The organism is Acidimicrobiales bacterium (assembly GCA_041394245.1).
Lineage (GTDB): Bacteria > Actinomycetota > Acidimicrobiia > Acidimicrobiales > Aldehydirespiratoraceae > JAJRXC01.
The window spans coordinates 695683-715818 of the sequence record JAWKIR010000002.1 but is presented as its reverse complement, the minus strand read 5'-3'; the positions used below and the strand labels follow the sequence as shown (position 1 = coordinate 715818).

Genomic DNA, 20136 nt, shown 5'->3' with positions numbered 1-20136 from the left:
TCAGCGTGTGAGGGCATCGGCGATGCGTTGGGCGTTGCTGCGCACCATCGCGACATAGTTCGCGCCGTCGGAGCCGTCGGCCCCGAGAGATTCGGAGTACAACGCGATCACGTCGACGTCGCCCACCTCCGCAGCGAGTGTGCGGGCGAGTTCGTCGGACGAGGACGTGTCGGCGAAGATCGCCGTCACACCTTCCTGCTCGATCACCTCGGCCAGTTCGGCCAGGTCTCGGGCGCTCGTACCGTCGATGGTGCTGCCCGACGGCACGACGGCGCCGACGATGACGAAGCCGTAGCGTTCGGCGAAGTAGCCGAAGACCTCGTGATTGGTCACCATGACCCGTCGCTCGGCGGAGATCTGCGCGAGCAGCGTCTCGACCTCGTCGTCGAGGGCCTCGAGCTCCGCGATGTAGGCCGCGGCATCGGCGTTCAGGGTCGTGGCGTCGATGCCCTCGATGGTGGTGCGCAGGAAGCCCACGATCCCTTCTGCGACACGAGCCATGCGAGCCGGGTCGGTGAAGAAGTGGGGATCGATGCCGTCATGGTCGTGGCCGTGCTCGTCGTCGGTGTCTTCGTCGTCGGCATGGGCGTCGTCGCTGTGTTCGATCGCCTCGATGGCCGACATCGCTTCGAAGACGGGGACACCGTCTGCCTCGGCTGACTCGATGACGTCGAGGAGGCCCTCCTCGAAGCCCGCCCCGTTGACGATGAGCGCCGCGGCTCCGCCCATCTGGGCGACCTGCTGCGCCGACGCCTGGAAGTCGTGGGGATCCGACCCGATCGGCATGATCGTGACCACGTCGATCGCGTCGCCCACGAGGTTCTCGACGACATCGCCGAGGATGTTCGTCGTGACGACCACCGTGGGCCGATCACGGCCGTCGGTGTCCGCAGCCCCCTCGTCGTCGCCGCACCCGGCGAGCACGAGCGCCAGACCGACTACCGACGAGGCGAGGAGTCTGGTCGTCGAGAGAGTCATCTGCAGCCGTCCATATTGAGAATCACTATCATTCGACGACCCTATGGGGCGCCCGCCGGCAGGACAACCCCGAATAGGAATGATTCTCATCCCTAGCGTAGGCTGAGGGGGTGACGACGGCCATCACCACCGAGGACCTCGAGGTTCGCTTCGGCGACTCGGTTGCGCTGTCCGGCGTCGACCTGGAAGTGCCCGCTGGATCGTCGCTTGCCGTGATCGGGCCCAACGGATCCGGCAAGTCCACGTTGCTCGGCGCGCTCGCCGGAACGATCGAACCATCGTCCGGGTCGACGTTCGTCGCTGGGGCTGGTCCGGCGCTGGTTCTCCAGTCGACCGCCGTCGACGAGAGCCTGCCCATCACGGTGCACGAAGCGGTGTCGCTGGCGCGCTACGCCGCCCTCGGCCTGTTCCGCCGCTTTCGCCCTCTCGACCGCGATGCGGTCCGAGGAGCTCTGGTCAGGATGGAGATCGCCGATCTCGCCGGACGTCAACTCCACGATCTCTCGGGCGGTCAACGCCAGCGCGTGCTGGTGGCGCAGGGTCTGGCCCAGGACGCCGACGTTCTCCTGCTCGACGAACCGGTCAACGGTCTCGACATCGTTTCACGTTCGATCATCCTCGAGGTCGTCGACCAGGAGGTCGCCGGAGGGCGGACCGTCGTGATGACCACCCACGACTTCGACGATGCTCGGCGGTGTGACCAGGTGCTCCTGCTCGACACGGTTGCGATCGCAGCCGGTCCGCCGCAGATGGTGCTCACCGCGGAACACTTGCGCCGCGCCTTCCGGGGACACTTCATCCGCGTCGGAGACGACCTGGTGCTCGACGACCCCCACCACCGGCACTGAGCCCTCAGGGCTAGCCTCGGCCGCGATGGCGACACTCGAACCAGGGACTCCGCCGCCGGGTCTGGCCCGCACACTCGGCTTCGGGCAGGTCACCGCCAGCGGTGTCGGCATCATCATCGGGGCCGGGATCTACGTGTTGCTCGGCGCGGCGACCGCCGAAGCCGGCTCGGGGGTCTGGATCGCGTTCCTGGTCGCCGGGGTTCTGAGCGCGCTGACGGCATTGAGCTACGCGGAGTTGGCGTCGATGTATCCCAGTGCCGGTGCCGAGTACGAGTACACCCGACGCGTCGCCCCGGAGTGGGCGGCCTTCGTCGTCGGCTGGGTCATGATCCTGGGTCTGGTGATCGCGGCCGCTGCGGTCTCGCTGGGTTTCGCCAGCTACCTGCGGTACTTCTTCGACGTCCCCCAGCGTCTGGGGGCGTGGCTGCTCCTGGGAGTGGTGACGGTGATCGCTCTGGCCGGGATCGAGCAGTCGGCCCGGCTCACGGTGGCGTTGAGCACGGTGCAGGTCGCCGGTCTGCTGTCCATCGTGGCCATCGGAGTGCCGCACATCGGCGATGAGAGTCTCACCGGCGGGGTGTCGACGGCCGGCGTCGTCTCCGCGGCGGCCCTGGTGTTCTTCGCCTTCGTCGGGTTCGACGAGGTGATCACCCTGGCCGAGGAGACGACAGCCCCTGCTCGAACCGTACCCCGCGCCCTCCTGGCTGCGCTCGGCATCTCCACTGCCCTCTATGTGGCGGTGGCGATTGCCGGGATCAGCGTCCTGGGGCCGACCGCGCTGGCGGCATCGGAACAACCGCTGGCCGATGTGATGGGAGCGGCCATCGGGTCTCGCAGTGCCGACGTCGTCGCAGTGGTGGCGATGCTGGCGACGACGAACACCACGCTGCTCGCGATCACTGCGTCGTCCCGGCTTCAATACGGCATGGCCGACACCGGTGCGCTTGCGCCGGTCCTCGCTCGAACCAGCGGCCGGAGAGCGCCCTGGGTGGCCGTCCTGTTGTCGGCGGTCGTCGCGGCCGGGTTCGTGAGCCTCGGCGATCTGTCGTTGGTCGCCAGCGTCAGGGACTTCTCCGTCTATCTCGTGTTCGTCGCCGTCAACGTGACCGTCATCTTGTTGCGGTTCTGGCAGCCGAAGCGTCGGCGACCCTTCGCCATCCGGGGGACGGTCGGGAAGGTCCCCGTCGCCCCGGTGCTGGCGCTGGCGACGATTGCGGTTCTCGTTCCCTCGCTCGAACCGACGGCGGTGCTCCTCGGCACTGCCGTCGCAACCAGCGGCGTCGCCGTCTATGCCGTCCAACGCCACCTCCGACCCGCCAACACGCCGGCCGAACGGCCGCAGGGAGATCCCATGAGGCCCAGAACCGACATCACGCGTGCGGAAGCGGCCGACGTCGCCGACGTCCTCCGAATCGACTTCGCCGCCGTCGAGTACGACCTGGACCAGTTCCACCGGGGCATGCGGGTCGAGTTGCAACACGGCGCCGGTGATCCCGACACCAACATCACCAACGATGACCTCGTCACCACCGGCAAGATCGCGCTCGCGCACCTCAACGAGATCCCCGACTACTACACGCGGCTCGCAGCGATGGAAGCCGAGGCTCGCAACGAGGGCTGATCGCCGCCGGCAGGCCGCCTCGCTCAGTCGTCGTAGCGGAACCCCACCTTGAGCGTGACCTGGAAGTGCTGCACTGTTCCGTCATCGGTGCCCAGTCGGCCGCGAATGTCGATGACCTCGAACCAGTCGAGATGCCGGAGCGACTCGGCTGCCTTCTTCAAACCGTTCTTGATCGCGGTGTCGACCCCATCGGGCGATGTTCCCACGATCTCGGTCACTGCATAGGTTGCGTCGGCCATGTTGGCCTCCTTCATGTTGGTGATCACTTGTGCGTTCATGGCCCAGCGAATGGGCCGTCGGGGAGCCGGCGGCCGATCCGGTCAGTACCGCAGGATGGCGGCGAAAGGCCCGTCGGTGGGCATGTCTTCGGCGTCCAGCGCAACGACGTCTCCGCCGTTGCCGAGGGTCTCCCGAGCGGCGACGTCGAGCAGGTCGACATCGCCGGGGCGGCGATCGGCGTGGTGTTCGACCTGCTGGTCGCCTGCACCTACTGAGCCCCACATCCGTCGGCCGGCGAGGATGAACAGCCGTTCCACACGCCCAGTCGTCGCGGCGGCGATCGCAGCGGCGATGGAGTCCGTGATCGTTGTCGCCGGCGACCCGACCGCATGGTGGGTGGGCGCACGTTCGGCGTTCACGAGCGATGCCACCAGTGGCAGAGCGCGTTCATGGAGTTCCTTCGGCGAGAGATGCTCCGGATTCCCGAGAATCGACGCGTCGGCGATGTTGCGCTGGTCGCTCAGGCTGCGAAACCTGGTCACGACGTCTTCCACACCGGCGAGCACCAGCGGTTCCGAGCGGTCCCCCAGCACCTCGCGGAGGCCGTGATCGACCAGTCGCAGGAAGCGGGTCTTGTCGACATCGTCGAGGTCGTTCACATCATGACCGTGGAACGCCGCCGATGTGCGACCGTGACCTCCGCGCCGGGCGCTGTGGGATTGCAGCTGTGGTTCGCGGTCGTCGAAGCGGAGTGCCTCGGCCGAACTGGCCGGGATGTCGTCCAAGGCGAGCTCGTCGGCGCCGTACCGGTCACACCGCAGCACCCGAACCTCGTTGTCGCTGAGCGCCAGCACGAAGAAGTCGACGCCCGGCGCGACGAACGGCAGGAGCGGTGCGATCCAGAACCGATCCGAGACCAGGACCGCCTTCTCGACCGGGCCGGGGAGTCGGAATCGCCGCAACCCGTGCTCGTCGCGGAACACGGCGAGGCCGGATTCGGCGTGGGCCCACAGGTCGTCGTCATCCAGCAGGGCATCGACGGGTCCGAGGAGTTCGGCCGCGTCGTTGGACCGCACTCCGAGGCGGTCGAGTTCGTGGCCGGCTTCAGCGATCAGGTTCTTGAGTCGAATCGGCCCCTCGGCGACGCCGGGGCCCGAGGCGTGGGTCGAGAGGTAGAACGAAAGGCACGTCGGCGACGCGACCTCCACCAGATTCCGAACATCCTCAGTGGCAATGATGTCGAGCACGTCTGCACCTCCGGTGGGTCGTCGGCTGCGTTGTTCCCCGCAGCCATCCGCCTGAAACCTCCGGTTTGCATCACGGTGCGCCGTCGGAAGCGGTTCTCGGCGGTTCTCGTTTCCGGCTACCGTGACAACCGATGGCCGCCAATGAAATCGACGACGAGGTCGCCGACCTTCTTCGGCGGGCCGACCAGCGCTACACGAGCGGTCGACGACGTCTCATCGCTGCGCTCGAGGCCGGCGGCGGACCCATGACCATCGCCCAGATCGTCGCCGCCGACGAGAGCCTCCCGCAGTCGACCGTCTACCGGAATCTCACCATCCTCGAAGAGGTGGGTGCCGTGACACGCATCGTCACGAGCGACGACTTCAGCCGCTACGAACTCGCCGAGCACCTCACCGAGCACCACCATCACCTGATCTGTTCTCGCTGTGGCGACGTCGCCGACTTCTCCCTCGACCCCCGCACGGAAACCACCCTCGACAAGGCGCTCCAGCGGGCCGCCCGTCGGGCCGGGTTCGATGCCGACACCCACCGCCTCGATCTCGTCGGCACCTGCGCGGCCTGCAACTGAGCGCCAGCATCGAGCCATCCTCCGAGTGGTGTCGCAGGGTGGTGATACTTGGCCCATGAACGAATCCCGCGAAGATGGTCCGATCCTGACGGCGGACGAGCGCGCGGCGGCTCGCGCCTTCGTGGCTCGTTGCGAGGTACGACTGTCGACCTTTCATCGCATCGCAGTGGGAATGCTGTCAGGGGCCGGGCTGCTGGTGGTGTTGCCGGTGGTTGCCCGGGATTCGGTGTCCGGGGTCCTGCGGTCGTTGTTGATCGACGGGATCGGCGTCGCCGACCTCGCGCTGGTCGTGGCGGTCGTCGCGATGCTCGCGGTTCCGATGGTCGCGCTGTGGCTGCTGTTCGCCGACCTCACCCGCTTCTACTTCCACGCGAACCACCTGGGCGGCGACGGCCGCGACGTCTTCACCCCCCGGTTCACGCTGACCTCACTCCGGCTCCCGTCCGATGAACTGGGTGACGCGGCGAGCGAGCAGCTCGCGGCGAGTCGAACCGATCCCCGGATCGTCGAGCTGCTGGTGCCGACCAACGACCGGTCGCGGCGGCGAGTCGATCGGCAGCTGCAGGTCTACACCGGTCTCGACTCGGGTCATGACGACGTCACCCGGGCCCGGGGGCTGTTCGCGCTGGCGGCGTCGACGAGTCGCCCCCTGCTCGAAGAGGTCGCGAAGGTCGAACACGGCATGGTCCGCCATGTGCTGCGGCTGCGGGGACTCGTCCTGCGCTACGTGAAGGCGCTCCTGGCGCTGTTGACGACCGCTCTGGCCGTGTATGCCGGCGACGCGATCATCGCGGGCCTCGCCGCCGGCCAAGGCATGACGGTCACGGGAAGTGTCGCCCTCGCCGCCGTCGTGCTGTTCTGGGCACCGATCGTGGTGCTTGCCGTGACCTCGCCGGTTCGTTGGATCGAGACGCTGATGCGTGACGACGGCGCCCCGTCGACCGCAGTGGCCGACGATCCCGACCTGACCCATGTCGAACGGGTCTCGCTGCGGATCGCCGCGCTCGGGTGGCTTGCCGCCGCGATCGCGATGATCGTCTCGGCAACGGACACAGCCGCCGCCGGCGATGCGCGGACCATGGGTCTGGCGGTGCTTGCCGGATCGTCGGTCGCGGTGGTCGTGGCGGCGTTCTCGGGGTGCTTCCGGAGCCTGGCCACGATGCGATGACGTTCGAGACCCGGAGGGTGGACGGACCGGCGAGCAACAGCACGCGTGTTCGCGCAATACTCGGCCGCTTCGCGATTTCTTGTATCCCTCAGCCGTCCTCGACCGTCTTCTCGGTGTCGGGTCCCGTATCGGAGGACCCCTTCCGAAAGGTGAAACGTCATGAGGAACGAAGCAGGCTGGGATCGCATCGCTCGCATTGTCGTCGGAGTCGTGTTGCTGATCGTCGGGTTCGGCGTGATGGGCGGAACCGGCGGCACGATCGTCGGCGTCGTCGCCCTTGTGCCTTTGCTGACGGGTCTGTCGGGCTGGTGCCCGCTGTACTCGCTGCTCGGCGTGCGCACCGACAAGTCCCGCACCGACGCCGGCGCCCACTGACCCTCGCCGCAACGGTCGGCGCGGTCGGGCGATCAAGGGTTCGATCAGGGCGTTGACTGTGACGATGGACCTCGAAGCAGACGACCTCGCCGACCAGCTCGAGATGCTGCAGCGGTATGCGCTGGGCGTGACCCGGGATCCCGATCTCGCCGCCGACATCGTCCAGGACACCGTGGTGCGCGCGCTCGAGCGCGCCGATCAGTACCGACGAGAGGCGCCGCTGGGCCATTGGCTCATCCGTATCGCGCACAACCTGATCGTCGACCGCGCCCGCCGAGCGCATCATGAGATCGCCGTCGACGACGTCGAGGAGAACTGGCGCGACGACTCCTACAGCGTCGATGCCGAAGCGATCGTCGAACGGGCCACCACCAGAGACGAGCTGCTCGATGCCCTCGTGCGGCTGCCCTTCATCTATCGATCCGCGGTCGTGCTGCACGACATCGAGGGCCTTCGCGTCGCCGACATCGCAACCATCCACGAGATCTCGTTGCCCGCCGCCAAGCAACGCCTCCGCCGGGGCCGTATGGCCACCGTCACGGCGCTCGCAAGCGGTCACGAGCGCCGTGTCGCCACGAAAGGGGTCCCGATGCGCTGCTGGGACGCTCGTCAACACGTCAGCGATTACCTCAACGGCGACCTCGACGCGTCGACCGCAACCGTCGTCGAGACGCACCTCGAGAGCTGTCCCACCTGCCCGCCGCTCTACGCCGCGCTCGTGGGTGTCCACGCCGAACTCGGCCGGCTGCGGGATCCCGACTCGGTGATCGACCCGGAGCTCACCCAACGGATCCGCAGCATCATCGATCCCTGATCGGGGCAACCCGAGCCCTGTGCAATCCCGATGCACGAGACGCTCGGTCAGGCAGTCTGACGCCGACTCGTCAGGAATCGTCGGCCTGAGCCACTGGGCGTTCCCGCGTCGGGTCTGGCAACATTGCCGCCATGGGCGGCGTGTTCATCAGCTACCGACGCGACGACTCCCAGGGGTCAACCGGCCGAATTGCCGACCGTCTCCATGAACTACTCGGCGACGAGATCCCGCTGTTCCTCGATATCGACTCGATCCGGCCCGGACAGGACTTTCGCGAGGTCATCTCCCACACGCTCGCGCAGTGTGATGTCACGCTCGTGATGATCGGCCCGCGCTGGCTCGATGTCACCGACGACGAGGGCAATCTCCGCCTCACCGACGAGGCCGACCTTCACCGTATGGAGGTCGAATCCGCTCTCGCGTCGTCGGCCACGACCATCCCGGTGCTGGTCGAGGGAGCGGCGATGCCGGGGCCGGGTGACCTTCCGGAGTCGATCCGCGAGCTTGCCTATCTCCACGCCGCTGAAGTGTCGGTCCGCCGTTTCGCGGCGGACGCGTCGTATCTCGCCGAGCTGATCCGTGGCGTCGTCGCTGCTGAACCGACGGGTGCGGCGGACGAGCCACCGGCCGCGGTGGTCGAGCCCGAAGCCTCCGTGCCGGCAGCGCCCCCCGTGCCTGCGGCGGTGATGTCTGCGGAGACCCCGGTCGAACCGGTCGAGCCTGTCGAACCGGCCGAAGCTGTCGAACCGGCCGAAACCGGCGAACCGGGTCGCCCCGGTCCGGATCGGCGGCTCCTGGCTGCGGGCGCGGTCGTCGTCGTGCTCGCGATCATCGGGCTGGCGGTGGCCTTTTCCGGCGACGATGGCGGTGGCGATCCACCCGCATCCGAGCCCTTGTCCGTCTCGGTTCCCGATGGAACCGCCACCGACCCGACGGGCGTCGACGTCTTCAGCCTCGAAGTCGGCGACTGCTTCGGACCGGTCGAGAGCACGCTGGTCGCCACCGTCGAGCCGCTCGACTGCGCCGGTCTTCATGCGAACGAGGTCTACGCGATCTGGAACTCGTTCACGGCGACGCTGCCGGCGGACGAGGAACTGCTCGCCGGCTGTGTTGCCCGCTTCGACGAGGCCGTCGGCATCCCCTACAACTTCTCCGCCTACTACGTGGCGGGCTTCTGGCCCGATGCCGAGAGCTGGCGAGACGGGAGACGGACGGTCATCTGCTACGGCTTCGTCCGAGACGGCCAAGGCGCGCCGATCGCGACGACCGGGTCGATGCTGGGCTCGGGCAACTGACGGCCGCGACGGGTCGATCAGAATCCCGAGCCCGACACGCTCCGGTCAGCGCACGTCGGCCGGCAGCTTGCGGTGGTCCCACGATGTGGTCCTCGACGGGAGTATGCGCACCGCGACGCGATTGTTGATGATGCTCTCGAGGAACGGCTCGCGAGACTCGTCGTAGCCGCCGTGGTAGCGATCGATGAGGTTCACCCCGACCCGGCGCAACTGGTCTGCGTCCTCGACGATCTCGCCCCTCCCCTGGAGGTTCACACCGCGCAGTTCGTGGTAGTCCGAGCCGTCCTCGACGTGCATGGACATGCGGGCGTCGCGCCGCAGGTTCTGCACCTTCTGTGACTTGGTCTTCGTTTCGATCCACATCTCGCCGTCGATCCATGCATAGAACATGGCCACCTGGTGGATCAGCCCGTCGGATCCGATCGTGGCCATGGTGACCGTGCGTGGTGCCGACAGGTACTCGTCGATCTCGGCCGCCGTCATGCGGATCAGCCCTCTCCGGTTCTCCCCCATGACATCGGTCTACCACCACGGGTCCGCACTCGACCGGTGCCTGCGACATAGTTGTGCCGCACGAGCCGACGACGGAGACGAGACCGACATGACCGCGGGAACCGACGACGAAGCAGGGGCCGACACGGGTGTCGAGATCGAGTACCGCGACGGTGTGTGCTGGATCACGCTCGCCCGGCCGGAGCGGCTCAATGCCGTCGACACCGACATGTTGCGGACGATCCGGGCCGAGCAGCTGCGGCTCATGGACGATGCCGAGCAGGCGCGAGCCGTCGTGTTCTCCGGTTCGGGTCGGGCATTCTGCGCTGGGGCGGATCTCGCCCACATCGAGGCCATTGCCCGTGACCCACTCGCCTATCGCGGTTTCCTGCATGCACTGCGAGATGTCATCGTCGGCTTCGAACAGTTGCCCCAACCAGTGATCGCGGCGGTGCACGGGGTCGCCCTGGCCGGAGGCTTCGAGCTCATGTCCGGTTGCGACATCATCGTCGCCGCCCGCTCGGCGATGATCGGCGACCAGCACGCCCAGCGCGGCTTCGTTCCGGGTGGAGGCAGCAGCCAACGCGTGCCCCGTTGGCTCCCCCGCCCGCAGGCGCGGGATCTTCTGTTCAGCGGGCGATGGCTGACGGGCGACGACGCGCTCGCGATGGGCCTGGTGAGCCGGGTGACCGACGACGACGATCTTCTCGCGGTGGTCGGTGACCTGGCTCGGGAGCTCGCCGGGCGCAACTGGCCGGCGATGCGGCGGATGAAGGAGCTGGCGCGGCTCGCCGAGGAACTCCCCCTCGCCGACGGCCTCGAGGTCGAGATCCGGTACTGCCTCGAGCACGGGCGCGAGGGTGAGGTGTTCCACGGCGTCGAAGGTTTCCGGCGCGGGGAGCGCAGCTCGCCCGACGGTGTGGCCGACCGCCCGCGCCGCTGATCGCGACTGGCGCAGATCACAGCACTAGGTTCGGGGCCATGCTCCACCTGCCCGGAAGCCCCGTGTGGCAGCGTGACGGCTCCCACTCTCAGGTGCTCGACTACCACCTGAGCATGTTGCTCGATGCCGCCCGCATGGATTCCTACCGGCGGGCCATTCAGGCGTCGGTGCGGCCCGGCGACGTGGTGGTCGACATCGGGTGCGGGACCGGGGTGCTGTCGTTCATGGCCTGCGAAGCAGGCGCGAGTCGGGTCTATGCGATCGAGGGCGGCCCGGTCATCGCTGCCGCCCGCGAGCTGGCCACCGACAACGGGTTCGCCGACCGCATCGAGTTCCTCGGCGGATGGTCGGTCGATCTCGGCCTCCCCGAACCGGCCGACGTGTTGATCACCGAGACCATCGGCAATGCCGGGCTCGACGAGGGGATCATCGCCTGGACGTCCGATGCGCGGCAGCGGTTGCTCCGTCCCGGCGCGGCGATGTTGCCCCAGCGGCTGCGCCTGTGGGTCGCCGCGGCCGAGTCGTTCGACGACCACGCACTGGTCTCGGACTGGCTGGCTCCGGATCTTCCGTATGACTACGGCGCCGCGCATCGCCGGGCGGCTCGAACCCTCTGGTTCGCCGACATCACACCGACGCACCTCCTCGGTCAGCCGGAACTGGCCGCCGACATCGACCTGATGACGGCACTCGATGCCACGACCGTCTCGGCCGGGACCCTGCGGATCGATCGGGATGGCACGCTCCACGGGCTGGCGTGCTGGTTCGACGCGCTCCTGTGCGCAGGGGTCACCGTCGACAACTCGCCCCCGCGGACCGACTCGAGCTGGTCCCAGGGCTTCTTGCCGCTGGCGGAGCCGATCGCGGTCGTTGCCGGCGACGAGATGCGTTGGGAGCTCGAGGTCTCGGCCGACGGCCGCGACTGGATCTGGCAGGTGGATCGCATCTCGTGAGCACCTTCCTGGTCGCCCGCGGTGAACCGATAAGCTCTGCCGTTCACCCTTGTCAGGAGATCAGCCGTCGTGGCCGCAAAGAAGCTCACCCCACTGCAGGAGTCGGAGGCTCGCCGGAAGGCGGCTGAGGAGGCCAAGAACAACCGCACGACGGTCACCCGGTCGGACGAGGAGAAGGCCACCCGCAAGGAGCGCGTCGAGAAGGCGAAGGATGCCCTGAACCGGTCGGTCGGGATGAAGGGCGACCACGTGGCCGGGGCCCGCTCCGCGCTCAAGGATTATCTTCGTCGGCTCAACGAGCCGAGGCAGCCCGACGATGCGCGCTTCGAATCGCTGATCGAGGCGCCGTTCAAGGCTCCACCGAAGAAGAAGTCGAACGACCGCTACTGAGGGCGACCTGTCGGTGGACCGGCCCTCGAGCGAGATCGACCACCAGACCTTCTGCCGAATCTGTGCGGCCGCGTGCGGCATCGTGGTGACCACGGATGGGGAGACTGTCGTGCGGGTGCGCGGCGACCGAGACCATCCGGTTTCGCGCGGGTACACCTGCACCAAGGGCCGGGCACTGCCGAGGTGGCACCACGCCGGTGGTCGGTTGAACAACCCACGGCTGCGGGGGGTCGACGTCGAGTGGGACGAGATCCTCGACGACCTGGGTACCGGTATCTCCTCGGTCGTCGAGGCAGAGGGACCCGACGCCGTGGCGCTCTATCTCGCCACCGGGCTGGCCTACGACTCCGCCGGCCAGGTCGCCGCAGGGATGTGGCTCGGTGGGCTGGGGAGCAGCGCCTTCTACTCCGCCGCGACCGTCGACAACGCTCCCGTACTCGTGGCGGCCGAGCTCGTCGCCGGACACCCGATGCTCAACCCCGTCTGGCAGCCCGATCGTCATGGTCTGCTGCTCGTGGTGGGCTGCAACCCGGTGGTCTCCCACGGCTACGGCACCACGCTTCCCGATCCGGTCCGCTACCTCCGAGACCATCGACGAGGGGGCGGCCGATTGTGGGTGATCGACCCGCGGACGACGGAAACCGCCGCCCTCGCCGATCGCCACCTCAGCGTGCGGCCGGGGGCGGACGTGCAGATCCTGGCTGCCCTGTGCGGGGCCCTGCTCGAGTCGGGAGCCGACGAGGCGGAGCTGACGCAGCACTGTGACCCGGCTGAGGTTCTCGCCCTGCGGCGCGCACTGGAGCCCTTCTCCTTCGAGCGGGCAGCGGCCGCCGCGGGGATCGAGGAAGGCGACCTCGTGGAACTCCTCGACGACATCCGGCAGCATCACGGCCGTGTCGCGGCGTTCTGCGGGACCGGGACGACCATGGCTCGCGACGGCGTGCTCGTGGAGTGGCTTCGCTGGGTCCTGCTGATTCTCTCCGGCTCGCTCGACCGGTCGGACGGGATGCGGTTCAACCGGGGAGCGGTGAATCTCCTGCGGCCGCGGAAGGGCGGGGCGCCCGGCCCGGGTCCGCGGTCGCGACCCGAACTCCGGAGGGTCGCCGGCCAGATGCCGGCGGTGGCCCTGGCCGACGAGATCGAGGCCGGGGAGGTTCGTGCCCTCGTCGTCACGGGCGGCAATCCGCTGCACGCCTTTCCCGAACCCGATCGGCTGCGAGACGCACTCGCCACGCTGCAGGTGCTCGCCGTCGTCGACGTGGCCGACAGCGAGCTCGTCGATATGGCGACACACGTGTTGCCCGCGACCGGTCAGCTCGAGCGAGCCGACCTGTCGTTGGCCGAGAACGTGTCGCTTCGCTCCGGGATCCAGGCGACCGCCGCTGTGGTGCCTCCCGTCGGCCATCGTCGCCCGACGTGGTGGATCATGGCTTCGCTCGGGCAACGATGTGGAGTCGATCTCCTCGGCGGGAGCGATCCCGATGCCGTGACCGAGACGAGCTTCCTCTCCTCGATGTTGGCCCGAGGCCCGCTCGATCCAGCCGCGGTGTGGGCGAACGGTGCGCATGGCACCGATGTCGACGTCGACTTCGGGTGGGTCAAGGCCACCATGTTGCCCGGCGGGAGGTGGCGGATCGCTCCGCCCGAGTTGATCGAACGGCTGGCGGCCCGGTCGGAGTCGTCCTCGGGCCTGCTACTGGTCCCGCGCCGAGAGATGGAGTGGAGCAACTCCGTTCGCTTCGGCGAGTCGGAGGCCCCGCCCGAGCTGCTGATGAGTCCAGCCGACGCCCTCACCGCATCACTGGCCGATGGCGACCGGGTCGAGGTGAAGAGCCGACACGGCAGAGTTGCCGCAACGGTGCGGATCGACGACGCCATCGTCGAGGGAGTCGTCTCGCTCCCCCATGGCCGTGCCGCCTCGCCGGTCGGTCGCCTCACGAGCGCCAGCCACGACGTCGATCCGCTCACCGGCATGCCCCACACGTCGGGGTTCTCGGTGACGGTTTCCGGCATCGCACCCGATGGGTAGGTTGCCGATCGTGGTCGGGGATCTGAGCGACGAGCAGCGGCGAGACGCGGCAGCCGGCGATCTCAACGTGCTGGCGATCCTGATGCTGCTCGGTAGCGCCTCGTTCGGCCTCGTCAACCGCTGGGTCGGCACGATGAGTTGGCTCGCCGTCGGCCTGTCGGTCCTGTCGACGCTGGCGTGGTCGTTGGGGCTCTGGCGACGGTCGCCGGTCACGACGTCGTTCGTGAAGATCAGCCTCGGGTTCGGCGGCCTAGCCGCCCCGGTGTTCGGTGTGTTCGGCGTGGTCGCGGTCGTCTTCGGCTTCACCTGGGGGTGGGCGCTCGTCGGCGGCGCGATCGTCTACTTCGCCTTCTCGCTCCTCGGTCTGGAGATCATCGAGCGGGCCTACGACACCGGGGTCATCGAACGCTACTGACCGGCCCGGCGCGACGTCGTGGGCGATCATGGTCGTGGGCGATCATGCAGGACGAGTGGATCGTCTCGCGATCAGGTGTGGCGATGAGGCGGTTCGCCGCCGGTGAGTCCCCACCGGATGGTGGCATCCCGTTCGGTGTCGTCGAGCAAGCCGAGTCGCTCGGCGCGGGCCTGCCAGCGCTCCCTGGCGAGAACCTGCATGTCCTCGTCCCGATCGGTCTCATCGGTGATCTCGAGACCGATCAATGTCTCGATCACATCCTCCATGGTGACGATCCCTGCCGTGCCGCCGTAGTCGTCCAGCACCAGGGCGATGTGCACTCGTTCCTCCACCAGGTCTTCGAAGACGGCCAGGAGCGAGCGCCCGGCCGGCACCGCGACGAGGTCGCGCCGCAGCGTGAGCAGCGGGGTGCCGTGGACGTCGTCGGCGACCTCTGCCAACGCATCGCTCAGCAGGACGTAGCCGGTGATCTCGTCGCGGTTCTCGGCATAGACCGGGTACCGGGAGAACGGTCGCTTCGCTTCCACCAGTTCTTGGACGGTTGCCGTCTCCGGGAACGCGACGACCACGGTGCGCGGGGTCATGACATCGGACACCTTGAGACTCTCGAAACGAAGCAGGCTCTTGAAGAGACGAACCTCGCCGTCGCCCAGCACGCCTTCTTCGGCACCGATGTCGGCCAGGGCGGCAAGCTCTTCGCGGCTGACATCGCCCTCGCGCTCACCGCGGGTGAGGAGCTTGGCGAACCACTGCGACATCACGACGAGGGGATACAGCAGATAGATGAGCGGCTTCAGCATGCGAGCCACGATCGGAGCGAGGCCCCGCCAGTAGACCGCGCCCAACGTCTTCGGAATGATCTCGCTGAGCACCAGGATGCCCAATGTCAGGAGCGCCGAGAAGACGCCGATCGCACCGCTCCCGAAGTAGCCGGCCGCCTCTGCGCCGGCGCCCGCGGCCCCGATCGTGTGGGCAACGGTGTTCAGGGTGAGAATCGCGGCCAGGGGCCGGTCCACGTCGTTCTTGAGCTCCCGGAGTCGTCCGGCCACCGCCGGCTTCGTCGCCTCGAGCGCGCCGATGTAGGCGGGCGAGACGCTGAGCAGCACGGCCTCCATGATCGAGCACAGGAACGAGACGCCGATGGCGAGGACGACGTAGACGACCAGCAAGGTGAGCGATCCCGATCCCCCACCATCGCCTGGGTTGGCAGCGACGGCGAGAAGATCGAGCATGCAAGGAAGATAACGGTGTGAAGGAGCGCTCGGGGCGATCGCTGCGACCGGCCCGACCGATCGATCGACACCGGGGGCACCGCGTTCCCCATCCCGTCACTCACGCCTCGGGCGTCTCCGGCACGGCATCCCGCTCGACGGATCGGCTTGCTGAGGTCATGCGAGGCACGGGCTTGTTCGCACGCGTCGGGCCAGGTGTCGCCGCACCAGCAGGTAGGCGCACGCCGCAGCAGGGATCGGCAACCAGTAGTGACTCAGCCGATAACCGGCCACACCGATCACTGCGGCCTCCGCAGGGGCGCCGAGACCCGCGAGCGCGGCGGTCATCGTCAGGTCCACGACTCCGAGCCCGCCGGGTGTCATCGGCAACAAGCCGGCCAGGTTCGCCAGACCGAAGACCACCACGGCCGTCTGCGGCGCAACGTCTGTCCCGGCGATCGACAGGAACACCCAGAGCGAAGCGGCATCGAGCAACCAGTTTGCCGTACCCCACGCGAGAGCCGACCGGGCATCGCTCGGCCTCGCGGCCAGTTGCCCGGCCTGGAGCCGGATCGAGTTCAGGAGCTCGTCGAGCCGGTTGGGACCGAGCCCTGACCAGAAGTGCTCCAGCCCCCGGCCGACGCGGCGAACCAGCCGGTGCAGCCATTGGCGATCGTGCCAGACGCCATCAGTCACCAGAATCACCGACCCGAGCAGACCGGAGCCCACAACGGCCGCGGTGACGTAGCCCGGCGCGATTCCGTGCACCGGCAACGCGATGACCATCGCGACGGCAACGAGAAAGACGAGCAGCAGATTCGACCCCAGCCCTTGGGCTGCCATGACGAATCCGGTACGTTGCCGCCCGACGCCGAACCTGCGATAGAGCCGAAACGCCACGATGCTGCCCGCCGCGGTGCCGGCCGGCACCAGCCGGTTGACGCCCAGGCCGGCGACGACGATTCCCAGCGTCAACCAGGGGCCGGGCCTCTCGTCCTTCTCGAAGAGCATCCGGGTGACCTGCGCGTACGCCCAGACTGCCCCGAGAGCGAAAAGACCACCGAGAATGGGAAGGAACAGGCCCCGATCGTTCATCAAGCGCACGCCACTCCACGCGCGGCCCACTTGGGGCAGCGCCAGCCAGTAGGTCGCGCCTAGGAACGTCAACACCTTGGCAGCTCGCCATACACTGCGCCGATTGGTCATGGAGTATGTCGGTCCATTCGCACGATGCGGCCAGACGCCCGCTCACGATCCGCGATCGCCTGCAGCTGGGTCCGGCGGCCAGTCGAATGGGGACCCTGCACCGCCAAATCCTACATCGGTTCGGGTGCGCTTCTGAGCCTCCGCGAGGCTCGTGGAACTCTGATGTGTCCCCGGTTCGACGTCGGCCCGGACTCGCCGCTCGATCTTGGTCAGATCCTCCGAGTTCCAACCGTGTCCGGCGTCTGGTCGACTCGACCCAACACCGCGACGAACCTCTGAAACCGCGGGAGGCCACGTGGCGGCTCGAGATCTGGACCCACTGCTCAACGTCGCTCGACCGCGCTGGTGCGCGACCAGTTCTACGGCAACTCGCCTCGATGAGGACGGGCTGTCGTGAGACCGAGGCCCCCATCGGCGATCAGCAGCTGGCCCGTGATGAACCGGGCCAGGTCGCTGAGCAGAAAGCCGACCGTGCCGGCGATGTCTTCGGGCTCGCCCGCGTAGCCGAGCGGGATGGCCGCGATGCTCGCGGCCCGGCGCTCGCTGCTCACCCCGCGCATGACCGCCGGGGTCAGTGTCATGGCCGGCGCCACGGCGTTCACCCGAATGTGGCGTGGGGCGAGCTCGAGGGCCAAGGACTTGGTGAGATGGATCACGGCTGCCTTGGCTGCGCCGTACTGATAGAGACCGGGCGAGGCGTTCGTTCCCTGAAGGGACGCGATGTTGACGATGGCGCCGGGCCCGAGCATCAGTTGGGCCGCTGCCTGGGTGGCAGCCAGCACACTGGTGCTGTTCCTGGCCAGGGTCGCCGAGAAGTCGTCGAGGTTCTGTTCGGAAAGGGAGGCGGGGCCCCCGACGACCGACACCGCATTGTTCACCAAGCCGTCGATGCCGCCGAGCTCACCGGCCGCATCGAGGACCGCCGCGCGCCAGCCGTCGGCGTCGGCCAAGTCGGCCTCGACCCAGGGCACGCCCACGGCCTCGGCCCCCTCTGCGTCGCGATCGATGATCGCCACGGCCGCACCTTCGTCCTGGAGAAATCGGACCGTTGCCAAACCGATGCCTGAGGCTCCTCCGGTCACCACGATGCTGCGCCCTGCGAGTCCCTTCACGCCACGACCCTACCCAGCGGCGGTCCGGCCCATGAAGGCGAATGTGGTGTGGCACGTCGCCGCCAGTCGGGACGACGCAGTGGCGACCGTCGCCGCTCAGGCCTGGGATGAGATGAGTCTCGCGGTGTCTCGTGGCGGCGCGCCGAACGTGCGTGCGTACTCGCGGCTGAATTGTGTGGCGCTGCGGTAGCCGACCGCATGGGCAGCATCGGCGACGGACTGCTCCCCCTCGGACAAGAGCCGCCGGGCTTCGAGCAACCGGAGCTGTTTCTGGTACTGGAGTGGTGTCGTCTCGGTGATCGCCTTGAAGTGGTGATGAAACGTCGATGCACTCATGTTCGCCTGCCGAGCCAATTCGGTGACCGACAGCGGCTGGGCCAGATCGTTGCGGATCGTGGCGATGGCGGTCGAGATCCGGGCGGACTGACCGTTGCGGCGCACGAGTCGACGAAGGGACGCTCCGTGTTCGGCTTCCAACAACCGGTAGTGGATCTCGCGGCTGATGAGCGGGGCGAGCGTTGCCGAATCGCGGGCGCGACCCCGAAGGGCGAAGAGTCGGGACATCGCATCGATGAGGTCGGCGTCGGATTCGCCGACCTGGATCGAGGCCGAACTCGGTTCGTCGGTGTCGGGGTCGCCGAGGTCGTCGATCAGGCTGCGGAGGACAGTGGGATCGATGCGCAGGATCAGTGCCAGGTAGGGGGCGTCGTGCGACGCGTCGGTGATCCGCGATGCGACCGGGGTGTCGTGGCTGACGATGACCGACTGGCCTTGTCGGCAGCTGACCCGACGTTCGGTGAGGACGAGTTCTTTGGCCCCTTGGAGGATCAGGCAGACGACCGGGTCGTAGACGGTCCCGTCGAGTCGGGTCGGAGCCCTGCTCTGGGTGACGACGAGACCCTCGACGCCGGTCGGAACGACTCCTCCCACTTCGACCGCCAGGTCTGCGAATCGGCGCACCCGAGAGATGAGGTCGATCATCGGTCGAGTCGCATCGGTCATTTCCCGAGCATAGGTGCGGGATGCGCCGGGACTGCCCGGATCCGCCAAAGCATCGGAGGATTGGGCAGGTGTTCCGCAGGATTCGGCATCTGGCGGTGTGGCCCGACGAGCACGATGGGTCTCCCGCCACGCCGAGAGGAACTTTCGATGACGACCACTGTGCACGCCTACGCCGTTCAGGAACCCGGAGGACGACTCGAACCCGTCGAGTTCGAGCTCGGCGAGCTCGGCGCCGTCGAAGTCGACGTCGACGTCATGAACTGCGGTATCTGCTACAGCGACGTCAGCATGATCGACAACGACTGGGGTTTCTCGCCCTACCCGATGATCCCCGGCCATGAGATCGTCGGTACGGTTCGCGCCGTCGGCGAACACGTGACGCATCTCTCGCCCGGCGACGTCGTGGGGATCGGCTGGCACTCCAGCTATTGCATGTCATGTGACCAGTGCATGACGGGCGACCACAACATGTGCGCCACTGCCCAGAGCACCTTCATCGGCCGTGCGGGCGGCTATGCCGACGTCGTCCGCGCCGATGCCGCAGCGGCGTTCAAGCTCCCCGACACAGTCGATCCGGCAACCGCGGGACCGCTCATGTGCGGGGGCATCACCGTCTTCACCCCCTTCTCACAGCTCGGCATCTCCCCTACTGCCAGAGTCGGCGTCATCGGCATCGGCGGCCTCGGGCACCTCGCCGTCAAGTTCGCCCGGGCGTGGGGCTGTGAGGTCACGGCGTTCACATCAACCGAAGCCAAGTTGGAGGAGGCGCACGAACTCGGCGCCCACCACGTCCTGAATTCCCGTGACCCCGAGGCCATCGCCGGCGCCGCCGACTCCCTCGACCTCCTCATCTCCACCGTCAACGTCCCGTTGGACTGGGATGCACTCCTCGCAACACTCAGGCGTCGCGGCCGACTTCACGTCCTCGGAGCCGTGCCCGAACCGCTCACCTTCCCGATGCAGTCGTTGATGATGACCCAGCGCTCGGTCGGCAGCTCGCCGGCCGGCCGCCCCTCCGACATCGCCAAGATGCTCGACTTCGCCGGTCGTCACGGCATCCGACCCGTGACCGAGACCTTCTCCTTCGACCGAATCAACGAAGCCGTCGACCATCTGAGGGACGGCAAAGCCCGATACCGAGTCGTCCTCGAGCACTAGGCAACCGACCCACGCCGGCCACGCCGCCGAGTCCACCCCCGATGGGGTTCGCCGTCGTCGCGGCCCTCATCCTGTGACCGGCGCCCGTCGA

At 67.9% G+C, this 20136-nt stretch carries 21 protein-coding genes; 13 read left to right on the top strand and 8 right to left on the bottom strand.

The window, feature by feature from the left end; all coding sequences use genetic code 11:
• Positions 1–978, bottom strand: a complete 978-nt coding sequence (locus tag R2707_03575) for a metal ABC transporter substrate-binding protein (GenBank protein MEZ5244151.1) — start codon at positions 976–978, stop codon at positions 1–3.
• 110 nt (positions 979–1088) lie between these two features.
• Between R2707_03575 and R2707_03570 the strand changes: the two genes are divergently transcribed.
• Positions 1089–1826, top strand: coding sequence for a metal ABC transporter ATP-binding protein (locus R2707_03570; protein ID MEZ5244150.1), 738 nt, complete (start codon positions 1089–1091; stop codon positions 1824–1826).
• Between the two features lie 25 nt (positions 1827–1851).
• The gene (locus R2707_03565) at positions 1852–3447 is read left to right on the top strand and encodes an amino acid permease (GenBank protein MEZ5244149.1); all 1596 of its coding nucleotides are present in this window, start codon (positions 1852–1854) and stop codon (positions 3445–3447) included.
• A gap of 23 nt (positions 3448–3470) precedes the next feature.
• On the opposite strand, the gene R2707_03560 is transcribed toward R2707_03565, so the two are convergent.
• Both R2707_03560 and R2707_03555 read right to left on the bottom strand, forming a co-directional pair.
• Entirely contained in the window at positions 3471–3725 is a 255-nt protein-coding gene (locus R2707_03560) for a dodecin family protein (GenBank protein ID MEZ5244148.1), read from the bottom strand.
• Between the two features lie 42 nt (positions 3726–3767).
• On the bottom strand, positions 3768–4913 hold the full coding sequence (locus tag R2707_03555) for a hypothetical protein (protein MEZ5244147.1): 1146 nt from the start codon (positions 4911–4913) through the stop codon (positions 3768–3770).
• 131 nt (positions 4914–5044) lie between these two features.
• Between R2707_03555 and R2707_03550 the strand changes: the two genes are divergently transcribed.
• The 5 genes from R2707_03550 to R2707_03530 all read left to right on the top strand — a co-directional run bounded on the left by R2707_03550 (position 5045) and on the right by R2707_03530 (position 9134).
• Positions 5045–5482, top strand: a complete 438-nt coding sequence (locus R2707_03550; protein MEZ5244146.1) for a Fur family transcriptional regulator — start codon at positions 5045–5047, stop codon at positions 5480–5482.
• Positions 5483–5537: 55 nt separating this feature from the next.
• Positions 5538–6650, top strand: a complete 1113-nt coding sequence (locus R2707_03545; protein MEZ5244145.1) for a hypothetical protein — start codon at positions 5538–5540, stop codon at positions 6648–6650.
• A 159-nt stretch (positions 6651–6809) separates the two neighbouring features.
• Entirely contained in the window at positions 6810–7025 is a 216-nt protein-coding gene (locus tag R2707_03540) for a DUF2892 domain-containing protein (protein ID MEZ5244144.1), read from the top strand.
• 64 nt (positions 7026–7089) lie between these two features.
• Complete coding sequence (locus R2707_03535; protein ID MEZ5244143.1) at positions 7090–7839, top strand: sigma-70 family RNA polymerase sigma factor; 750 nt, start codon at positions 7090–7092, stop codon at positions 7837–7839.
• 131 nt (positions 7840–7970) lie between these two features.
• Positions 7971–9134, top strand: coding sequence for a TIR domain-containing protein (locus tag R2707_03530; GenBank protein MEZ5244142.1), 1164 nt, complete (start codon positions 7971–7973; stop codon positions 9132–9134).
• 45 nt (positions 9135–9179) lie between these two features.
• On the opposite strand, the gene R2707_03525 is transcribed toward R2707_03530, so the two are convergent.
• Entirely contained in the window at positions 9180–9647 is a 468-nt protein-coding gene (locus tag R2707_03525) for a PPOX class F420-dependent oxidoreductase (protein ID MEZ5244141.1), read from the bottom strand.
• Positions 9648–9735: 88 nt separating this feature from the next.
• On the opposite strand from R2707_03525, the gene R2707_03520 reads away from it, so the two are divergent.
• From R2707_03520 to R2707_03500, 5 genes are all read left to right on the top strand, one after another.
• On the top strand, positions 9736–10569 hold the full coding sequence (locus R2707_03520; GenBank protein MEZ5244140.1) for an enoyl-CoA hydratase/isomerase family protein: 834 nt from the start codon (positions 9736–9738) through the stop codon (positions 10567–10569).
• 38 nt (positions 10570–10607) lie between these two features.
• Positions 10608–11522 carry a 50S ribosomal protein L11 methyltransferase gene (locus R2707_03515; GenBank protein MEZ5244139.1) on the top strand — a complete coding sequence of 305 codons (915 nt, stop codon included), beginning with the start codon at positions 10608–10610 and terminating at the stop codon, positions 11520–11522.
• Between the two features lie 69 nt (positions 11523–11591).
• Positions 11592–11912 carry a hypothetical protein gene (locus R2707_03510; protein ID MEZ5244138.1) on the top strand — a complete coding sequence of 107 codons (321 nt, stop codon included), beginning with the start codon at positions 11592–11594 and terminating at the stop codon, positions 11910–11912.
• Positions 11913–12117: 205 nt separating this feature from the next.
• Complete coding sequence (locus R2707_03505; protein ID MEZ5244137.1) at positions 12118–13941, top strand: molybdopterin-dependent oxidoreductase; 1824 nt, start codon at positions 12118–12120, stop codon at positions 13939–13941.
• Positions 13942–13951: 10 nt separating this feature from the next.
• Positions 13952–14356, top strand: a complete 405-nt coding sequence (locus tag R2707_03500; protein MEZ5244136.1) for a hypothetical protein — start codon at positions 13952–13954, stop codon at positions 14354–14356.
• Positions 14357–14427: 71 nt separating this feature from the next.
• On the opposite strand, the gene R2707_03495 is transcribed toward R2707_03500, so the two are convergent.
• From R2707_03495 to R2707_03480, 4 genes are all read right to left on the bottom strand, one after another.
• On the bottom strand, positions 14428–15588 hold the full coding sequence (locus R2707_03495) for a hemolysin family protein (protein MEZ5244135.1): 1161 nt from the start codon (positions 15586–15588) through the stop codon (positions 14428–14430).
• 156 nt (positions 15589–15744) lie between these two features.
• Positions 15745–16773, bottom strand: coding sequence for a YbhN family protein (locus tag R2707_03490; GenBank protein ID MEZ5244134.1), 1029 nt, complete (start codon positions 16771–16773; stop codon positions 15745–15747).
• 359 nt (positions 16774–17132) lie between these two features.
• Positions 17133–17885 (bottom strand): SDR family oxidoreductase, encoded by a 753-nt coding sequence (locus R2707_03485; protein ID MEZ5244133.1) that lies wholly within the window; start codon positions 17883–17885, stop codon positions 17133–17135.
• 96 nt (positions 17886–17981) lie between these two features.
• On the bottom strand, positions 17982–18887 hold the full coding sequence (locus tag R2707_03480; protein MEZ5244132.1) for an AraC family transcriptional regulator: 906 nt from the start codon (positions 18885–18887) through the stop codon (positions 17982–17984).
• A 147-nt stretch (positions 18888–19034) separates the two neighbouring features.
• On the opposite strand from R2707_03480, the gene R2707_03475 reads away from it, so the two are divergent.
• Positions 19035–20045, top strand: coding sequence for an NAD(P)-dependent alcohol dehydrogenase (locus R2707_03475; GenBank protein ID MEZ5244131.1), 1011 nt, complete (start codon positions 19035–19037; stop codon positions 20043–20045).
• The last annotated feature ends 91 nt before the right edge of the window (positions 20046–20136 follow it).